Origin of the sequence: Bacteroides cellulolyticus (assembly GCF_025567135.1) — a bacterium.
Classification (GTDB): Bacteria; Bacteroidota; Bacteroidia; order Bacteroidales; family Bacteroidaceae; genus Phocaeicola; species Phocaeicola cellulolyticus.
In genome coordinates, this window is record NZ_JAOQJJ010000003.1 from 215,443 (window position 1) to 236,241 (window position 20,799).

At 37.7% G+C, this 20,799-nt stretch carries 11 protein-coding genes; 5 read left to right on the top strand and 6 right to left on the bottom strand.

What is annotated here, in order from left to right:
• Positions 1–9 precede the first annotated feature (9 nt).
• On the bottom strand, positions 10–1,803 hold the full coding sequence (locus tag OCV82_RS05540; protein WP_394802649.1) for an alpha-L-fucosidase: 1,794 nt from the start codon (positions 1,801–1,803) through the stop codon (positions 10–12).
• Between the two features lie 256 nt (positions 1,804–2,059).
• Positions 2,060–6,013, bottom strand: coding sequence for a response regulator (locus OCV82_RS05545; RefSeq protein WP_154043527.1), 3,954 nt, complete (start codon positions 6,011–6,013; stop codon positions 2,060–2,062).
• A 276-nt stretch (positions 6,014–6,289) separates the two neighbouring features.
• Between OCV82_RS05545 and OCV82_RS05550 the strand changes: the two genes are divergently transcribed.
• From OCV82_RS05550 to OCV82_RS05570, 5 genes are all read left to right on the top strand, one after another.
• The gene (locus OCV82_RS05550) at positions 6,290–9,499 is read left to right on the top strand and encodes a SusC/RagA family TonB-linked outer membrane protein (protein WP_154043528.1); all 3,210 of its coding nucleotides are present in this window, start codon (positions 6,290–6,292) and stop codon (positions 9,497–9,499) included.
• Between the two features lie 38 nt (positions 9,500–9,537).
• Complete coding sequence (locus tag OCV82_RS05555) at positions 9,538–11,397, top strand: RagB/SusD family nutrient uptake outer membrane protein (protein ID WP_154043529.1); 1,860 nt, start codon at positions 9,538–9,540, stop codon at positions 11,395–11,397.
• 116 nt (positions 11,398–11,513) lie between these two features.
• Positions 11,514–13,832: a glycoside hydrolase family 20 protein gene (locus OCV82_RS05560; RefSeq protein WP_262543062.1), complete on the top strand. Its 2,319-nt coding sequence runs from the start codon at positions 11,514–11,516 to the stop codon at positions 13,830–13,832.
• Positions 13,833–13,853: 21 nt separating this feature from the next.
• Complete coding sequence (locus OCV82_RS05565; protein ID WP_154043531.1) at positions 13,854–15,863, top strand: family 20 glycosylhydrolase; 2,010 nt, start codon at positions 13,854–13,856, stop codon at positions 15,861–15,863.
• Positions 15,864–15,908: 45 nt separating this feature from the next.
• Complete coding sequence (locus OCV82_RS05570) at positions 15,909–16,700, top strand: glycoside hydrolase family 16 protein (RefSeq protein ID WP_154043532.1); 792 nt, start codon at positions 15,909–15,911, stop codon at positions 16,698–16,700.
• 268 nt (positions 16,701–16,968) lie between these two features.
• On the opposite strand, the gene OCV82_RS05575 is transcribed toward OCV82_RS05570, so the two are convergent.
• From OCV82_RS05575 to cysS, 4 genes are all read right to left on the bottom strand, one after another.
• Entirely contained in the window at positions 16,969–18,015 is a 1,047-nt protein-coding gene (locus tag OCV82_RS05575) for a fimbrillin family protein (RefSeq protein WP_262543066.1), read from the bottom strand.
• 14 nt (positions 18,016–18,029) lie between these two features.
• Positions 18,030–18,197, bottom strand: a complete 168-nt coding sequence (locus OCV82_RS05580) for a hypothetical protein (protein WP_262543067.1) — start codon at positions 18,195–18,197, stop codon at positions 18,030–18,032.
• A 246-nt stretch (positions 18,198–18,443) separates the two neighbouring features.
• The gene (locus OCV82_RS05585) at positions 18,444–19,019 is read right to left on the bottom strand and encodes a porin family protein (RefSeq protein WP_154043534.1); all 576 of its coding nucleotides are present in this window, start codon (positions 19,017–19,019) and stop codon (positions 18,444–18,446) included.
• A gap of 217 nt (positions 19,020–19,236) precedes the next feature.
• Positions 19,237–20,715, bottom strand: a complete 1,479-nt coding sequence (gene cysS, locus OCV82_RS05590) for a cysteine--tRNA ligase (protein ID WP_154043535.1) — start codon at positions 20,713–20,715, stop codon at positions 19,237–19,239.
• Between the last annotated feature and the right edge of the window lie 84 nt (positions 20,716–20,799).

Consider the following 20,799-nt stretch of genomic DNA (forward strand, 5'->3'; position numbering starts at 1 on the left):
TATTAGATTCTACTTTTGAACATTTATACCAAATTCGTTGATATCAACCTTAGCAGGATTTCCATTTACAGAAACTGCCTCCAAACGAATAAACCTAATATTTTCAGCTCCATCAATAAATACAGTCTGAGGAATAGGGTTATTCATAATATTACTGAATTCACCGTCCTTCTTAATTGTTTTCCAATTCTTTCCATCTGTACTTACTGCAAACGAATACTTGAAAGCCATATCAGGCTTTGCTTCAGCCTTGGCAGGAGCATATGTAAATGCAGAAAGAGAGACCTTCTGACCGAGATCAAGTATCAATGGAGATTTTGAAATTACTTTCCATCCGTCACGTGACAGATTATTCCATTCCTGACTAGCAACGTCATCAGTAAGCGGTTCTGCATAATACGCAGACACATTACATATATTAGCCTTGTTTCTTGAAGCAGTAAGAGTGACACGTATTTTTTCAGCCTTCACTGCCGGGAATCTGAATATTCTCTTATATCCAACTGTAGTTCCTTGTGCAACAAGTTTCCACTGTCCGTCAGTAAGGGTTTCTACATCGAGTCCTTCAACTCTTTGTCCTTTAGATATATCTTCCTGAAGCATTATCACATTTATCTCAGAGTTATCTTTTATGGCATACTCTTTCTGTTCTCCCTGAGCTGCTTTCCACAACTTATTACCGTCAACAACTTTATTCTCAGCAAAAGCCTCATCAAGATAAGCTCTGAATTCTTTAAGTCTGTTTACGTCTGCTTCATTAATGAGCCCTCTGGTATCAGGAGGTATATTCAGAAGTAAAACTGAATTATAACCTACAGACTGAAAATAAATGTCAGTAAGATGTTTTAGAGATTTCACCTTACTATCCTGATCCTCATGATAGAACCATCCCGGACGAATTGATACATCCACCTCAGAAGGATACCAGAACAATTCTTTTGCTTTAGCAAGAACATCTCTTCCTCCAAGATCTTTTGCCTTGCCATATACACCAAGCGCCTTATTATTTTTTTCGGCACGGGCATATACTCCTGGAGTAAGTACTGTTGCACTCCATTCAGTTTCACGTCCTATACCTTTTTCATTACCAACCCAACGTACATCATCACCCATTATAGCAGTAACCGCCTTTGGTTGTAGAGTACGTATTGTTGAATAAAAAGCGTCCCAGTCATATACCTGTTTTTTACCGTTAGGACCTTCACCGTTTGCTCCATCAAACCATACTTCATGCACTTCACCATAATTAGTCAACAATTCGGTGAGTTGTTCTATAAAGAATTTATTATAAGCAGGAGAATCACCATAACAAGCAGCATTCCTATCCCATGGAGAAAGATATACACCGAACTTCATACCATATTTATCACAGGCATTACGAAGTTCCTTCACTACATCTCCCTTACCATCTTTCCAAGGCGAGGATTCTACAGAGTGCTTAGTAGTCTTCGTTGGCCATAAGCAAAAACCATCATGATGTTTTGCTGTAATTATAACCATTTTGAATCCGGCATCTTTAAGAGTACGGACCCATTGCTCTGCATCGAGTTCTGTTGGGTTAAATAAAGCGGGGTCCTCGTTTCCATCACCCCATTCACGTCCGGTGAAAGTATTTATTCCAAAATGAAGAAAAGCTGTCAGTTCCATTTTTTGCCACTCCAACTGCTGTGGTGTAGGAACCAAACGAGATGCCATATCAACTTTCTGCTCAATTGTTATACCTTCCGGAAATTCCAGATGTTTTGTGTAATATTCTTCACTTGTTGTACAAGAACAAAGAGACAAGATAGGACACAATGCCATTGTCCTAATAATTTTTTTACAGTTCATATTATATATAGTTTTGGAATTTCCAAAGGAGGCATCAGCAAATATCAGATAAAAAGATATATAATCAAATTAAAAATTTAAGGTTATTATTTGCCGTTATTTAATTCTACTCTGCAAATATATAAAACTAATCCAATAATAATGGCATTAATATAAAACAAACTGAATAAAAAAAACATTAGAAAACAAAATTCTACAAAATTACACAAGTTTGAAAGAAATATTACCTTTAATTACCATCAACTTGATGCTTTTTATATTGTGTAGGAGTAAGTCCGGTATATTGTTTAAACGATGTACTAAAATATCGTGCCGAAGCAAAACCTACCTTATCAGAAATTTCATTAAAATTCAAATCGCTCTCTTTTATTAATTTCATAGCTTGCTCAATTCTTATCTTGTTAATATAATCATTGGCTCCCATATCAGTTATAGCCTTTAATTTATTATACAATGAAGCACGACTCATCCCTATTTGTTTACATATATAAGGTATGTCAAGTTCAGTATTGTCAAGATTTTCTATTATTGTTTGATTTAGTTTCTCCATAAAGAGTGTATCCTTTCTGCTCAAATCACTATCCACCGTAACAGATAAATTATTTCCTATCTGCTGGTAATGCAATTTAGTCTGAATCCTATTATAAAGTTTATTTACAATCTTTGCCAGCAATTCTTCCATTTCAAAAGGTTTCTCTAAATAGCTGTCTGCGCCCATCATATAACCATACTGACGACTATCATCATCGTTTCTGGCAGTAAGGAGAATAAAAGGAATATGACTTACTGATATATTCTCTTTTACAGCCTTACATAATTCGTACCCATTCATTACAGGCATCATAACATCACTCACAATTATATCAGGAAACTCCTTACATGCTATTTTATAAGCCTGTTCTCCATCATAGGCCACCAATACACGCTTAAACTGTTCCTTCAAATCTTCAGCCAGATAGTCAACCAAAGTAGAGTTATCATCAACTATCAATATCACATAGTCCTTCAGATTTACACTGTTAATCTTATCTTTATCAGGCATTGCTATTTCAATAGACGATTGCGATGATAGCAACTCATTTAAATAATTATTATTTTGCGGTATCTCCCCAGAAATACTTTGGACTTTAGGCAATTCAAAATAAAATGTAGCTCCTTTATCAGGATTATTATATGCGCCTATTTTTCCTTTATGCAACTCTACAAGAATCTTAGAATAAGACAATCCGATTCCTGTTCCCTCATGTTCTGTATTTCCCTGATAAAAACGAACAAACAGCTTCTCTGTATCTACATTTTTGAGTCCAATACCCTGATCTGATACAGAAATTCTTATATTCTTTCCATCTTCCGTAAACTCTGTTCTTATAATTATTTTAGCATCTTCAGGGCTATGTTTAATAGCATTCATCAGAAGATTAGACAAAATAACCATACATTTTTCTTTATCAAAAGCTACTTTACCTATATTTTGATCAAGTTGAAGCTCTATTCTGCCAGTTCTACCATCACCATCTACAAAATTAGAACTAACGTCCTCAATCCAATTATTCAAATCATAGTTTTGAATATTAAGATGAGTCATAGTCATCTCCATTTTCCTGGCATCCAAAACCATACTAATAAGATCTTTCATTCTTTGTGCCTGATGGAATGCTATATTTAACTGTTTAAAATAACGGTCTGTAGGCTGTATCGAATCAATTATTTTCTTTAATGGTGCATAAATCAATGTCAACGGTGTTCTAAGTTCATGACTTATATTTATTAGAAATCTTACTTTCTCTTCATAAATCTTTTGTTCATGTTCTTTCAACATCCATTTAATACGACGGTCCTTTTTACGCAATGCTGCAACTATTACCAAGACAACAAGACACAAAAACAAAATAGACAAAATCATAATAAACCACCAAGATTTATACCAAGGCGGAAGTATTACAAGGGTCAATACATTTCTATTTTGTGCCCATCCTCCATCTTTTTTTGTGTAACTAACCATTATAGGATATTTTCCGGATGCAAGCGAAGGAATGCTCAACTCACTATTATAACTTGTAAAGGCGTTTTCTGAATGACTATCCAATATATAATGGAACTGACGTGGACGAAGTATATCATCCCCTTCAACTAAAAAACGTATCTTTATGTTACGCGAATTCCAAGGCAATGAAACTTCCCCATTTTTTATACTGTTCATCATATTTATCCCGCCAACTGAAAACTCCATAACTTCCACATTGGCTTCTTTCATTTCATCAGGCTTTAAATTAAAGGCCTCAGACTCAATACTCAACAAGCCATTTACTCCTCCCAAATAAATCCGTTCCGAATTAGATAAAAGTTTAGGTTTTTGCAAGTATTCGTTTTTAAGCAAGCCATCAGACTCACCATACAATATAAACTTCTGATCTGAAGGATAATAAGCGAAAAGTTCCTGTCCGGCACCAATCCAGACACGCCCTCTTTCATCACATAAAACAGACTTAGCCTCTTTAAAAAGTGAGCTTTTAATTTGTGATAATTCTCCATTTTTAAATGTATAAAGTCCTTTTTTACCTACAATCCACAGAACTCCATTACAATCTATTGATGCAGAATTAATAAAATAAGTAGTATCAGAGTGAAATACAGAATGAATATGTTTGCCATCTTTCTGTATTCTAAAAATAGTCTGAGTATTATAAAAATAAGAATATAGACTATCTCTACCTATATAACACATCATCCTAAGCGGTATTTTAGGATTAGCGTTTATTAATTCCTCAGATTTCCCTGTTGGAATATTATATCTTACCACTGGGTTTGTCAATAAAAGGATAGAGCTTTCTGTTTCATTATAAAGATTAGTCGAAAGCCTGCTGTACTTTATATAATCACTCAATTTATCCTGAGTTAACTTAAACGAGCGCTTTACTCCTGTCTCTTTGTTAAAGAAAAACAGGCCTTTAGAGAAAATCGATACTAATAATTCAGTAGATGAATACTTACAAATAGATACAATCTTATCTCCCCAAGTAGTAGGATAATGCTTAATGGTATTATTTTTTTCGTCTAACCTGTTTATACCACCACCATCTGTACCTATCCATATATAGTCAGAATCAGCTTCTTGAAACAATGTAAGTACAGTATTCTCACTTAAACCATTGTTATTGCCTAATGCAACGCTTGAATATGTTATCATATAACTCAATCGTGCATTAACCAATCCACCTCGAGTAGTAGCAAGCCATATATTATTACCATTTCCGCTACCGTGTATATTAAGAATTGTATTAACTGGCAGTGTATGTATATTACCTGATTCATGCTTTAAGACTTGAATATTTCCGTTTTTAGGATTTATAATATTCACTCCACCACCATCAGTTCCGACCCAAATTCTATCATTAATTAAAGTCATACACAATACCAACTCGCTACTTAAAGTGGAGTTTTGAGGCGTATATTCTGAAACCAGAGTTCCATCTTTAGCAATTTTCTTTACGCCGTTATTATAATCTGTAACCCACAGAAATCCTTCATTATCAACACATAAATCAGAATAATTATTCTTTTCCAAAGATGGATTTTTTATTATTTCGTTCTTTTTTATATCATATAATATAACTTTGTTATTACGATTTGAACAAACCAATGTATTATTATCCCAAAATATCATTCTTTTTATTGAAAAATCAGCTTTATTGCTTATTTCAGAGAAAAGTTCTAAAGATTTGGTTTTATAACTATATTTATACAACTTGTTATTTACGCCAAATAATAGTCCATCCTCTGTTTTACAGACTGCTCCAGCCACCATCGATTGTTTATTCTCGAAATAATATGGCAAAAAATCATCTTTTTGCTTTGAATAAAGCAATACTCCATTAGTAGTAAGAAACCAAAGCTGCCTTTCATTATCTTCTACAATTTGGAAAATTCTTTGATTTGATACTCCTGTCTCTAAAGAAGGGACAAAATAATGCTTTAGCTCAAGACCATCGTATCTAATAATTCCATTTGAGGTATCAAGCCAAACAACACCGTTACTTTCCTCAAAAACATAATTAACATAAGATGGCATTCCTTGCCTTAAGCCTATCTGAGTAAAGCTGTAACTATTTCTTCCACTTAATTTATTACAAATAGAGATACTTACTATAATAAGCAAAAGAATATTTTGTAATGTATTTTTCATATATTATTCCTTTATAAGACAAAGGTAAAAAAATATTGGAAGATTTTCAATAATAAAATTTTTAATTAAGCCCTGTTGATATAAAGATTTACAATAATAGATAAGGATATTCTAAAAATAGCTATATAATCAAATTTGGAAATAAAATAGTTATTTGTGAACATAAAGAAAAGACATAAAATCTAGATTTGCAGCGTGATTTAATGATTGAGCCTAATAATATCAATTGCAAAAAACACTATTTTCAATTTAATGTTTAACTAAAATTTAGTATTAATGAAAGGACAATTAAAGTATTTCTGCCTGTTTATGGTTTCAATGCTTATATTCTCTTTTGAAGCATTGGCCCAAGAACAAATCGTTACGGGTAAAGTATTGGACACTCAACTAAAAGAAGGAATGCCCGGAGTTAACGTTCAAGTCAAGGGTAGTACGGTGGGAACTATTACTGATTTCGACGGAAACTACTCAATCAAGGTAAATAGCCCGAAGTCTGTATTGGTATTTACTTTTATCGGTTTCTCTACTCAAGAAGTTACTGTTGGAAACAAGACTGTGATAAATGTAGAAATGAAAGAAGATGCACAGGCTCTTGAAGAAGTTGTTGTTGTAGGTTATGGTACAGCACGTAAAGGAGACCTTACAGGTGCTCTTACCACTATGCGTCCGGATGCGAACGATGCTTCCAAAGCAACATCACTGGATAATTTGTTGTCAGGTAAAGTTGCAGGACTTGTGGTTAGCTCAGCATCATCAGCAGTAGGAGCTGCTTCATCAATCACGATCCGTGGTGCAAGCTCATTGCGTGGTGACAACCAGCCACTCTATGTCATCGACAACGTACCTCAGGCTTCAGCTGGTGAATTTGCATCATCAGGTATCAGTGGAGACTTCCAGATCAATCAGGACCCTCTGGCAGCACTTAACCCTGCCGACATTGAAGATATCACTATCTTGAAAGATGCTTCTTCAACTGCTATTTACGGTTCTCGTGGTGCAAACGGTGTAATCCTTATTACTACAAAGAAAGGTAAACAAGGAAAAGCAAAAGTCAACGTAAGTGCAAACTTTACTATAGCAGACCCTACACGCCTTATGGAGATGACAAATCTGCAGGAACACGCAGCTTATATTAACTCACGCGTTTCTAACGGACAATATCCTTTCTATGTAGTAGGCGACGAAGTCAGATATGTATTCAATGACGCTCTAGCTAATTATGATCCTAACAATCCTGAAACATATAACCTTATTCAGTATCGCAACTGGCAGAAAGAAATCTACCGTTCAGCATTTTCTCAAACTTATTCAGTATCAGTAAATGGTGGTAGTGATAAGATGACTTATTATATTTCTGCCAATTTCAAGGATATCAATGGTACAGTAAAACAGACAGGTCTCAAACAAGGTGACTTACGTGCCAATCTTGGCATGGACCTTTCAAAAACAGTTCATCTTAACATGACTATGAGCGGTTCGCTCAGACAGAATAACATGATGGCAGGAGGTAGCACCTTGGGTGGATCAACTACAGCAATCTCTCGTACAGCTCTAGACTATGCTCCATTTGAAATGCCGGAAGGTGACCCTTCATTCCAAGCTGAGAACAAAACAACAATTTTCAGTTGGCTTAACGACTACGAAGACGTAGCAAACGATAAGACATTCAATATGAGTATGGATCTTTCATGGAAGATCGTGAAAGGATTACAATATAACCTCCGTGTAGGTGGTAACATGAATATCAACGATCGTAGCCGCTGGTATGGTCTGCAATTATATCAGGGTATGAACAATAACGGATATTTGGCTATATCTAATCTTAATAAGAGCAACTATTCTGTAGAAAATGTATTAAACTATAATACTAAATTCGGTGACATAGCAACATTGGATGCTACCGCCGGTGTTACATACGATGCATACAAATTCCTAAACCAGAATACTATCGGTTCGCAATTCACTATGTTCGATCTGCGTGAAAACGGTATTCACATGGCAGGTAACGTACAACACCAGGAACCTATACAGCGCGACTATCAGTTGCTGTCATACCTTGGACGTATCAATCTGTCATTCCTTGACAAATATCTTATCACAGCATCAATACGTGCCGATGGATCAAGTAAGTTTGCAAAGGGTAACCGTTGGGGTTATTTCCCGTCAGCTTCATTAGCTTGGCGTATGGAACAGGAAGAATTCCTGAAAGATGTGGAATGGATGAATCAGTTAAAGTTAAGAGTAAGCTACGGTGTAACAGGTAACCAGAGTATCAATCCTTACTCTACATTCTCTATGTACGGTGGTGGTACAAATCACTATGCAGACGGTTCTGGAAACCAGTTGGCTACACTGACTATTACTAACCTTCCTAACAATGGTTTGACGTGGGAAAAGACTTCTTCATGGAATGCCGGATTTGACTTCGGATTGTTCCGTTCAAGACTTAGCGGTACTTTGGATTTCTATGTAAAGAGAACAAATGACTTGCTTATATCTAGAAATCTTCCAGGATCAGCAGGTTTCTCTTCTACATACTATAATCAAGGATCATTAGATAACAAAGGTGTGGAACTTACATTGACAGCTCAAATTATTGACACTAAAGACTGGAAATGGAGTTTGACAGGTAACTTCGGAAAGAATAAGAGCAAAATCGTAAATCTGGGACTTATTCCTACAGAATTCGGATGCTTGGGCGAAAGAATAGGATATTATGGTAATTCACTTGGCGACCACTTCGGAGTTGGACATATATTCCTTCAGGGAGAAGAACCAGGATTGTTCTTAGGTTATGCAACTCAAGGTATAGTACAGGCTGAAGACATCACAGACCAAGGAGTAAGATATACAAAACCTGACGGTACTACAGGATATTATAATGACGTTTTAGGACAGAAACCTGTGGCTGGTGACGTGAAATTTGTAGATTTCGACGGCAACGGAAGCATTGATACTTCAGACCGTAATATCATTGGTAATCCTAATCCTGACTTCACATACGGATTCCAGACTTCACTTTCATGGAAAGGTTTAAGCCTGTCTGCTGCATTCAACGGTGTACACGGTCGTGACATCATAAATGTAAACAACCGTTATATCAACACTCCTGGATCAAAAGCTGGTACAGTATCAAAGAAAGCATTCGAAGGCATGTGGACTCCAGAAAACAAGTCTAACCTATATCCTTCATCTAACTTCATAGTACAAAACATGGTTATGGATCGCTATGTGGAAGACGGAAGCTATTTGCGCTGCTCAGACATCACTCTGAACTATGTTCTTCCTAAATCTTGGATGAACAAGATTGGTTTCCAGAATACTTCAATATTCGCATCTGTAAAGAACGCATTCATCATCACAGACTATAGCGGATACGATCCTGAAGTAAACAGCTTCGCATTCGACGGCTTACGTCCTGGAGTTGATATGAACTCTTATCCTACTCCACGCCAGTTCATATTCGGACTGAACGTGACATTCTAAATTAATAATATAACAATAACCTACAAAGAACATAAGTCATGAAAAATATTAAATATCTGATATTATCACTTTCTGCGGCATGCTGCATGTCGTCATGTCTGGACGAAAATCCGCTATATACGCAGAACAATAAAATCGTGTTCTCAAACAGCAGTAATGCAGAACTTGCATTGCTAGGATGTTATTCTTACATGAGTACAACTGCGGCATACGGCCAACACTGGCAGGAAATTCCAATAAGCGGTTCCGGCTTTGGATGGTCACAGAGAAGTGGTAGCGATGGAATAGTAAGCCTGCAGTCCCTATCAAGCGACGGTCTTATATCAACTACATGGAATGCCATGTACAAGGTTATTTCAGAGGTTAACGCTTATTTGGAAAATCTGAATAATAGCGGTCTTTCTGATGACATAAAGAAACAGTACAGCGGAGAAGCTAAATTCTTACGTGCTATGGCATACTATAATCTGGTATCTTTATTTGGTGACGTTCCTTTCAAGACTTCTGCATCAACTTCAGAAGGTATCACAATAGGACGTACACCTGCTGCTGAAGTTCTTGGACATGTAATAGACGATCTTAAAGATGCAGAAAGCATTGATCCAAAATCAAGCGTAGGTCGTGCAAATTCATGGGCAGTAAAAGCATTCATGGGTAAAGTATATTACCGTATGGCTGCTACAGGCATCAATCCTCAGGAAAACTGGACTAACGCTAAAACTAAGTTTGATGAAGTATATGACAACAGCATCTATGACCTTGAAAATAATTTTGCAGATTTGTTCGGCGATTGGGTTTCAAGTTCCAAAGAATCTATTTTCCAGATAAACTTCAGTGTTACTTCAACAAACTGTTTCAACCGTGCAAGTAACCGTTTCTCACCTACATCTTCTACTACAGGTGTAAACTGGAGTACTTACCGTGCTACAAAATCAGCATACGATATGCACCAAAGCATGTATCCGGGTGATCCACGTATCGACGCAACATTCCTTACTGTACACAGAAAAAGAACCGGAAACAACCAGGCTAATCCAAAACCTCAGGTAGGCGACAAACCATCTGCAAACGACAGCGTTTACTACTATCCTTATTTCACATATAAGATTCAGATTGGAGAAGATAATGATAAGAAGCCTATTTATGAAAAGATTCAGAAAGATGGAAAAGACGTGGAAGATAAAATCTATGTAGGAGTACTACCATATGACAAGTTTGAAAATCCTGCAAACCCAAGCTTGGAATATATGGAAGGACTACAAATTCCAGAAAATGCATCTCCTAGAGAAAAGGCTGAAATTCAAGCTTTGAAAGGTATTAGAAAAACTTTTGCAGAAAACGGAAATCAGAACGCATGGCCGGCACATGCAAAACTATACGACCAAAACCAGCAGGGTACAGCTTCACATAAGAATCTGATGGTGTACAGATATGCAGAAATGCTGTTATTAATGGCTGATGTATATAACGAACTCGATCAGAAAGACAAAGCTATTGAACTGGCAAATAAAGTATTAGCCCGTGCACGACGCTCAGCACAGACAGCAGCTCCTGCTACTGAACCTGCTGACTGGTCAAAAGATCTGACCAAAGATCAAGTACGTGAAAAACTTTATTTCGAACGTATAATCGAGCTGTTTGGCGAACCTGATATGTACGAAATGATGAGAATACGCGGTACAGAATTCCTTAAGAAGGCACTAGAATACCACAACAATCATGAAATAACAAAAGTTTCAGATGCTTACTATAAATCGTCATCACAAAAATGGACTGACCGTATTTACAACGAAGGTAACCTTACAGAAGAATTCTTGAAAAAGAATTTGTTACTTCCTATTCCTGATACAGAAAGAGACAACAATCCTGGTATTACCGACAATAACTTCGGTTATTAATGCCTAAGTACACAAAATGTGTAATTGATTGTCATATATAGAAAATGAGTCGGCGGACTTGGCTGCAGGTTCACCGGCTCATTTTCATTTAATACAAAGAAAATTTTTTTATGATAATGAAAAAGAATTTATTTTCCGGTGCACTAATAGCCTTGGCAATATGTTTAGCCGCAACAGGATGCAGGCAAGCCGAAGAACGGGTAATCATCCCCTCACCGGTAGAATCGGCTGTGACGGAAGGCAAAGGTTACTGCATTACTTCCCGAACTTCAATATATGCAACCGGGAATGATCAGAAAACTGTAGCTGAATATCTTTCTTCGCTTTTCGAATCCGCTGCAGGCTTCAAAATAAAAGTAACAGAAGATAAGAACGCAGCAATCCGCTTCATAGCAGACAGCACTGTAGTGAAAGAGTCGTACAGGATGAAAGTGGACGACAAGGGCATAATTATTTCGGCTTCAGACCGAAGCGGTTTCTTTTATGCTGTACAAACTCTTAGAATGGTACTTCCACCACAAATTGAAGCCTCTGAAGCAAGCTCAAGCCAGGAATGGTATGTACAGGCAATGGATATAAACGACGGACCCAGATTCGGTTACAGAGGGCTGATGATAGACGTTGCACGTTATTTTTTACCAAAAGATGATTTGGTAAAAACGATAGACTGTATGGCTATGCTGAAGCTAAACAAGCTTCATCTGCACCTGACAGACGATACAGGCTGGAGACTTGAAATAAAGAAATATCCACGTCTGACAGAAGTTGGAGCATGGCGTCCTGACAGAGGCGATACTCCTTTCTACGAAAGAAGAAACAGACAAGAGGGAGAGAGTTGTAATGTGGGTGGCTTCTACACTCAGGAGGATATGAAGGAAATTATCAGATATGCATCCGAAAGACAGATAGAAATAATTCCTGAGATTGACGTTCCTGCTCACTCATGTGCAGCATTGGCATCATATCCGGAATTGGCATGTCCTAATGTAAAAAAGGAAATAAATGTTCTGCCTGGCCTTGGTGGACGTGACACTGAAATAATATACTGTGCCGGCAATGAAAAAACTTTCGATTTTTTGAGCGATGTGATTAAAGAGGTAGCCGAACTGTTCCCTTCGGAATATATCCACATGGGTGGAGATGAAGCCAACAAGTTCTATTGGCAGACATGCCCACTATGTAAAAAAAGAATGAAACAGGAAGGAATTACCCACGTAGAAGACCTGCAGGGATACTTCATGCAGAGGATGAGCGATTACGTAAGAGCTAACGGGAAAAGAATGATGGGATGGGACGAGCTGACAAACAGCAGAGTACCAGACGGAACTGTGATATTCGGATGGCAGGGATACGGAAATGCCGCACTGAAAGCTGCCGCTGAGGGACACAAATTTATACTCACTCCAGCCAGATTACTTTATCTCATCAGATATCAGGGACCTCAATGGTTCGAGCCGGTAACTTATTTCGGGAACAACCTTATGAAAGATATCTATGCATACGAACCTGTGCAGGATAACTGGGAAAAAGGCTACGAAGATCTGTTGATGGGAGTACAAGCCTCAATGTGGACAGAGTTCTGTAACAGTGCAGAGGATGTAACTTATATGATTTTCCCTCGTCTGGCAGCCTTGGCTGACATGGCATGGAGAAAAAAGGGAACATCCGACTGGGAAAACTTTCAAAAAGGATTGGATAACTTCCTGACTCATCTTGATGTAAAAGGTGTCCGATATGCAAAGTCTATGTACAATATCCAGCATAAATGCACACCTGCCGATGGTTGTGTCAACGTCAATCTGCAATGCGAACGTACTGACGTAGAAAAAAGATATACCACAGACGGCAGTGAACCTAATGCAAAATCAAATTTAGTGTCATCAGATTTTCCTGTAAAAGAAAGTACTGTTATCAATGTAGCTTCTTTCAAGAACGGCAAACAGATGGGTGAGACTCTTTCTTTAAAGATTGATTTCAACAAGGCAACCGGAAAAACTGTAGAAAATGGAAATAAAGATATATTTTTGCTAACTAACGGTGTCAGAGGAAGTAAAAGACAATCGGACTTTGAATGGTGCACATGGGCAAACTCTGACGCAGTGTTTACCATATACCTTAAAGGTACAGAAGAAATAGAAAGTATCGGAATAGGATGCCTCACAAACTACGGCATGGGAGTGCATAAGCCTAAAAGTATCAAAGTAGAGATCTCTGATGATAACAAATCATTCAAACTGTACGGAGAAAGAGAATTTTCTGAACAAGAAATATTCCATGAAGGGAACTTCGTAGAAGATATAGTTTTCGAAGGAGAAAAAACCAGTGCTACATACGTCAAGATTACTGCCAAACATGCCGGACTGATACCTGAAGATCATTTCATGCGACCAGGTCAGATTTCAAAATTCTGTTTTGATGAGATAATTATAAAGTAAACAATAAATTTCACTAATACCATGATAAAGAAAACATTGATAATAGTTATAACGTGTCTTTTCGGCATCTCTTGCTTTGCTGGAAACGACATTCCAAAAGTAATTCCAGCTCTGCAAAGTTGGAAAAAACAAAACGGGAAATTTATTCCAAAACAAACCGGAACAATAGTCGTAAGTAAAAAAGACTCTGGAATGCTGATGCAGACGGCTCTTATACTAAAAGATGACTTGAAAGAGATGATGGGATACGAATATAGCGTTACTACTGGACTTAAAGCCGGTAAAGGTGACATTTCTTTATCAATAGGAAAAGAGAAAGACCGTTTGGGCTGCGAAGGTTATGAATGTTCAATAGGTGATAAGATAGAAATCGAAGCCAATACGGCAAAGGGCGTATTTTGGGGAACCAGAACGCTACTGCAGATGATATATAACCAGCCCGACGGTCTTCAAAAGGGAAAAGCAATAGACTTCCCGAAATACAGCAATCGCGGATTTATGATAGACGTAGCAAGAAAGTTCTTCTCTATGGATTTTCTTAAAAACTACGTGAAGATTCTTTCTTTCTACAAAATGAACGAATTACAGATTCACCTGAACGACAACGGATTTGTTGAATTTTCAGACAACGACTGGAACAAGACATATTCGGCTTTCCGTCTGGAAAGTGACAGATATCCAGGACTTACGGCAAAAGACGGATCATACACAAAGGAAGAGTTCCTCGAACTTCAGAAAATGGCAGCAGAATATGGTATAACCATTATCCCTGAAATCGATGTCCCTGCGCATTCTTTGGCTTTCACTCACTACGATCCACGACTTGCAGCCGACAATAAGGAATATGGAGCCGACCATCTTGATCTTTATAAAAAAGAAGTTTATGACTTTGTCGATTCACTTTTCGACGAATATCTTAGTGGAGAAAATCCTGTATTCATTGGTCCTGAAGTACATATCGGTACCGACGAATACAATTTAAAAGAAGCAGAACAGTTCAGGCATTTTACAAATCATTATGTAAAGCTGATAAAAAAATACGGTAAGACTCCGAGAGTTTGGGGCAGTTTGAAAATAATGAAAGGTGAAACAAAAGTAAACCTTGAAGACTGTGTAATCAGTGCATGGAACGCCAACTGGATGGATGTAAAGACTTCACTTGCTACAGGAGCAAAAGTAGTCAACCTTTGCGACTGGTTCTTGTATTTAGTTCCTGCAGTAAACTATTACCATGACTTTTTGGAATATGAATGGCTATACAATAACTGGCGTCCTGAAATGATGAGAAAAGACGAAACTATAGAAGAAGGTAACCCTAACTTCCTCGGAGCGATGCTGGCAGTATGGAACGACAGGGTTGGCAACGGTGTAAGCCAACAGGATGTACATTTCAGATGCTTCCCTGCAATACAGCTTGTTTCTGATAAGTTATGGAAAGGCGAGAATAGCAATAATGTTTCTTACAAGGAATTTGAGAAATTGTGCCAAACTACTCCGGAAGCCCCGGGAGTAAATTTGATGGCAAAAGTAGAGAAAGGCGGTAACCTTATAGAAAATAATAAAATTCTGTCAATAGACGGAAAGACTAAAGTTGCCACAAAAATAAATGAAATAGGTTATCCATACGCTGTAGAATTTGATATACGCACTGACAGTGTGCCTGCCATAGATGGAATACTTTTCAAGGGGCCTCACTCTGAATTTGTAACAAACTGGCAGAACACAGGCAAATTTGCTTTCAGACGCGATGGTTATGAGTTCGTATTCCACGATTATCGTCTGCCGGCCAGTGAATGGACGAAAATACGCATTGAAGGCGATGTGAAAGGTACTACACTCTTTGTTAATGGAAAAAAGATTGAAAGACTGGAAGGACGTACACGCGAGGTATATAACTTCAAGCATAACAGAAAAGACAAATTCTGGTATGTAGAGACACTGATATTCCCACTCGAAACCATTGGTGACGAATACATGGGTTTCAAAGGTGATATCAAGAATATTTCGTACAGACATACTGAAAATAAATAATACAGCAGAACTGAAAGATACATCTAAAAGGAAGCAAGAACTAACATGAATAAAATAAAAGGGTTATTGATTATATTTCTTTATCTTCTTTCTCTCCCCGTGACTTATGCCCGGGGAGGAAAGAATGATTATGAACTGATCTGGAAAGAAGATTTCAAAGGAAAATCTATCAATACCGGAAAATGGAGTAAAATCACAAGAGGGAAACCTGACTGGAGAAAATACATGTCGGACAATGAAACTTTGTATGAAGTAAAAAAAGGTAAACTCATACTTCACGGAGTTGAAAACAAAGGAATCGCACCAAACGACACTGCTCGATTTCTAACGGGTGGAATATCCACGAAAGGAAAATTCTCTATATGTTACGGAAAAGTTGAGGTTAAGGCAAAACTTGAAGCTGCACAGGGAGCATGGCCGGCTATATGGATGTTGCCTGAGAAAGGAGAATGGCCTAAAGGTGGAGAAATAGACATAATGGAAAGGCTTAATCACGATGATTTTGTCCATCAGACAATACATACGCACTATACTCATACATTGAATGAAAAACAAAACCCTCCACATACTGCTAAAGCCGCTATTGACAGCGATGGGTACAATGTATATGGCGTAGAGATACTACCAGACAAAATAGTTTTCTCCGTAAACGGAAAAACGACACATACCTATCCCAAAATTGAAACAGACAAGGAAGGACAATTCCCGTTTGGTACTCCTTACTATATACTAATAGACATGCAGATAGAAGGAGCATGGGTAGGCAAGGTAAATCCTGAAGAACTGCCCGTACGGATGATAACGGACTGGGTAAAGGTATATAAATTGATACAATAGAAAAAATCAGTTCTTATCTTGTTGGAAAACTGTTTTTGTCCTTATGATATCTATAAACCACAGTGTGATTTGTAAAAACCATAGTGTGGTTTGTAGAAACAACACTGTGATTTGCACAAACAGCACTGTGGTTTACAGTTTTTTCTTGAAAAAAACAATTTGTTTTACGCCTGTATTGAAGTTTTCAATAGCATTATTTCTTTTTCCTCCCGAATTACGGCACTTCACCGTTTTAATGGAAAATATTTCTACTAATACACCATTTGATTTACAATATAGGAACATCCACTATCTCACCATCTTCCCATCCCTGTATCTCCATTTCCACAGTAAAGCCTGTTGTCGTTTTCTTCAGGTTAAAGATACAATAGCTACCTGCCTGGAACTTTTTCAATGTCTCACTTGCTGCAATAGGAAGCTCTGTGATGAATTCACCTTTATCCGTAATAGCTCTTACTCTTAACTGTGATTTGGTGAAATCCCCTGAAGGAAGTACCGGCAGATATGCTTTCTTCATTTCCTGAGAAGCGACCTGCATACCATTATTATCAAAAGCCAAAGCTACCGATACATTAGGACTTCCTTTCACCACCGCTTCTGTCTGACTCTGCGGATTGAAGGTTGCAGACGAATAAAACACAGCATTTCCATCCGCTGTTGACATTTCTATTGAGTTAAGGTTGAATGCCTCATCTGTACTGTTTGTCACCTTAAAGATGACAAGTGATGTGAGATGTTTGAATACCACACCTGTCAGCACATTGCCACCTTCCTCATTGCGTACTGGTGGTGCATACATTGGTCTGAACTGTCCCAAATGTCGTGAATCATCTGCCGCAGCCTGACTTATAGTTCCGTCTATCGGCACATTCAATTGTACTTCACCATTTGTTCCTATTTCCATAGGTGGATATATACCGTAATAATAATTTGTCTCCACCCTGCTGCCAACATACTCAAAATTACCGGAACCTATCGAAGGGCCACCAACAAGGGTGAAATCACATGCTGTTACATCATCTGCAGCACTTCCTACCATCATGCGAACCTTATCCCCACTATCCCATCTTACCTGAAGCTGTTCATCCTTTGCCGGTAAATTTTCATCAATAGAAGCCCTGCTATATTTAGACGACTCCGTAACATTCATTGATATTTTAAAATTCGCAATATCTTCATCTTCTGTATTTCCTGCTCCAATATCGCCTCCCGTCGGATTATCCACTACTCCATTATCCGAAACATCAGTCTTTCCGCAAGAAAAAAAGCTAAACAGCAATGCTGTTAAAAGGAAAAATCTGCTTACTTTATTCATAATTTCATCAAAGATTACCATTCACCAACATATCTATCTCCCTCCGCTCCGAAAACTCCTGTAGATGAAATGTTACCATCTGTACTTGCACAAAGAATTCCTTCTGACAACATCTCAATACATTCGCAAACAGGTGCAACATACAATTCTTTTACCTCAACTTTTTTCAATTCTTGTTTCATAAACTATACCTATCAAATTATTTATCTAATGTTTCACAGATTACAAGACAATATTAAACATACATTTGTTCATCATATTGTTCAAACCTATGCTTTTATTGATTTAAGTCAATAACAAAACGATAGAAAAAAAGTTCAAGACCTTAACTATAATCGTTATTTTAGTTACACATTAAAACAAAAAAAATCCCACAAACTTCTTGATATTGAAGCCTGTGGGACAAAATCTATATCTTATTATCTATATCAGAACATATATGCCAGAGAAACCTGCCATGAATTTTTTCTAATGCTGGAACGCAAGTTACCGTCAGAAGATTCAACAATCATGTCTCCAAGTTTACTTGCTCCGATATTATAGTTAACTCCAACCTGAAGGTGACGAAGCAATTTTAAACCGGCTCCTACATTGACACTGACAAAACTTTTGTTTGACTCTTCCATTAACTGCTTCCATCCGTCATTTATGCTGAAACCGAATTGTGGACCGGCTGCAACATATACTCCAAGTGTGCTTCCAAGTCCTAATGTCCATTTAAGGTTTACCGGAATTTCTACAGATTTCAGCTTCTCGGAATTCTTATTATTAACATCCAAACCTGATTGTGAATAAAGAGCTGCCACATCTATTCCTAAACCGATAATAGGCAGAGTAACATCAACCATAGGACCTACAAAGAAACCGGTTGTATTATCTCCTACTTTATTATCTAACTTAGAAACATCCAAACCACCCTTCAGACCGAATTTTACTTGAGCCTGTGCAGGAACAGCCAGCAACAGACACGCCATAATGACTAAAGTTGAAAAAATCTTCTTCATAATTGTTCTATTTTTAAAATTTACAATGGCAAAAATAATAGTTTAATATTAAAAAACAAGCTTTTTCTTAAGATTTTATATTTGCAAATAAAACAAATACACTTCAATCCCGAATTATCAAATATAAAACAAACGTCTGCCCAATAATGTTTAAACACCATTTAAATTGTATTTAAACTATATTCAGCAGACGTTCTAATAAATATACTATTTTAAATTACTTATTCAGTTTCCACGTAAATCCATCCTTGGTATCTTTTACTTCAAATCCCAAAGCTGCAAGATTGTCACGAATCTTATCGCTTGTAGCCCAATCCTTGTTGGCCTTAGCCACCATACGCTGTTCCAAAAGCATATCAACAACCTTACCGTATGCTTCCTCACGTGCAGCATTATTTTCAGAATCTGCTTTAAGACCAAGAATATCGAATACAAACATATTGAATACCTGTTTCAACTCTTCAAGATCAGCCTCGCTGATAGTAGCCTTCTTGTCGATTACAGTATTTATCATACGTGTAGCATCGAAAAGGTGTGATATAACGATTGGAGTGTTAAGGTCATCGTTCATCGCATCGTAGCATTTCTCACGGAGTCCTGCCGGTTCAATACCGCTTGTAGTCTTAGAAGGAGTGATACGTTCAAGGTTCTTTACACCTTCCATCAGACGTTCAAGCCCCTTTTCAGCAGCCTGAAGAGCTTCGTTACTGAAGTCAACAGTACTACGGTAATGTGCCTGAAGGATGAAGAAACGTATTGTCATTGGCGAATATGCCTGTGCCAGCAACTTATTGCTGCCTGTGAAGAACTCGTCAAGAGTAATGAAATTACCCAAAGACTTACCCATCTTCTGACCGTTGATGGTAATCATATTATTGTGCATCCAATAACGTACCATGTCATGTCCCTGCGAAGCCACACTCTGTGCTATCTCACACTCATGGTGAGGGAACACAAGATCCATACCTCCGCCGTGGATATCGAATGTCTCACCAAGATATTTTTTACCCATGGCAGTACATTCGCAGTGCCATCCTGGGAAACCGTCACTCCATGGTGAAGGCCAACGCATGATATGTTCAGGTTGTGCACACTTCCAAAGAGCGAAATCTGCCGGATTATGCTTTTCCTGCTGGCCGTCAAGTTCACGTGTAGTGTTGATTACATCATCAAGGTTTCTTCCTGACAATTTTCCGTAATGATGGTCTTTGTTATATTTGGCTACATCAAAATATACAGATCCCTGACTCTCATATGCATATCCGTTCTTTAGGATTTCTTCTACCAGCTGTATCTGTTCGATGATATGTCCCGAAGCATGAGGTTCTATGCTTGGCGGAAGAACGTTAAGTGCTTCCATTGCCTTGTGGTAACGGTTCAGATAATACTGCACTACCTCCATCGGTTCAAGCTGTTCAAGACGTGCTTTCTTTGCAATCTTGTCCTCACCGTCATCGGCATCATGTTCAAGATGACCAACATCAGTGATATTGCGTACATAGCGTACCTTATATCCCAAATGAGTGAGATAACGGAAAAGAATATCGAAAGTGATTGCCGGACGTGCATGTCCCAGATGAGCATCGCCATACACGGTAGGTCCGCACACATACATACCCACATGAGGTGCGTGAGCCGGTTTGAAAAGCTCTTTCGTGCGGCTCAGTGTATTGTAGATTAAGAGTTTATTTTCCATAATGCATAAAACTATGTTAGACTGCAAAGTTATAAATAAATTCCATGACAGACATAAACTACCGGTAATTTTCTTTCAATACAT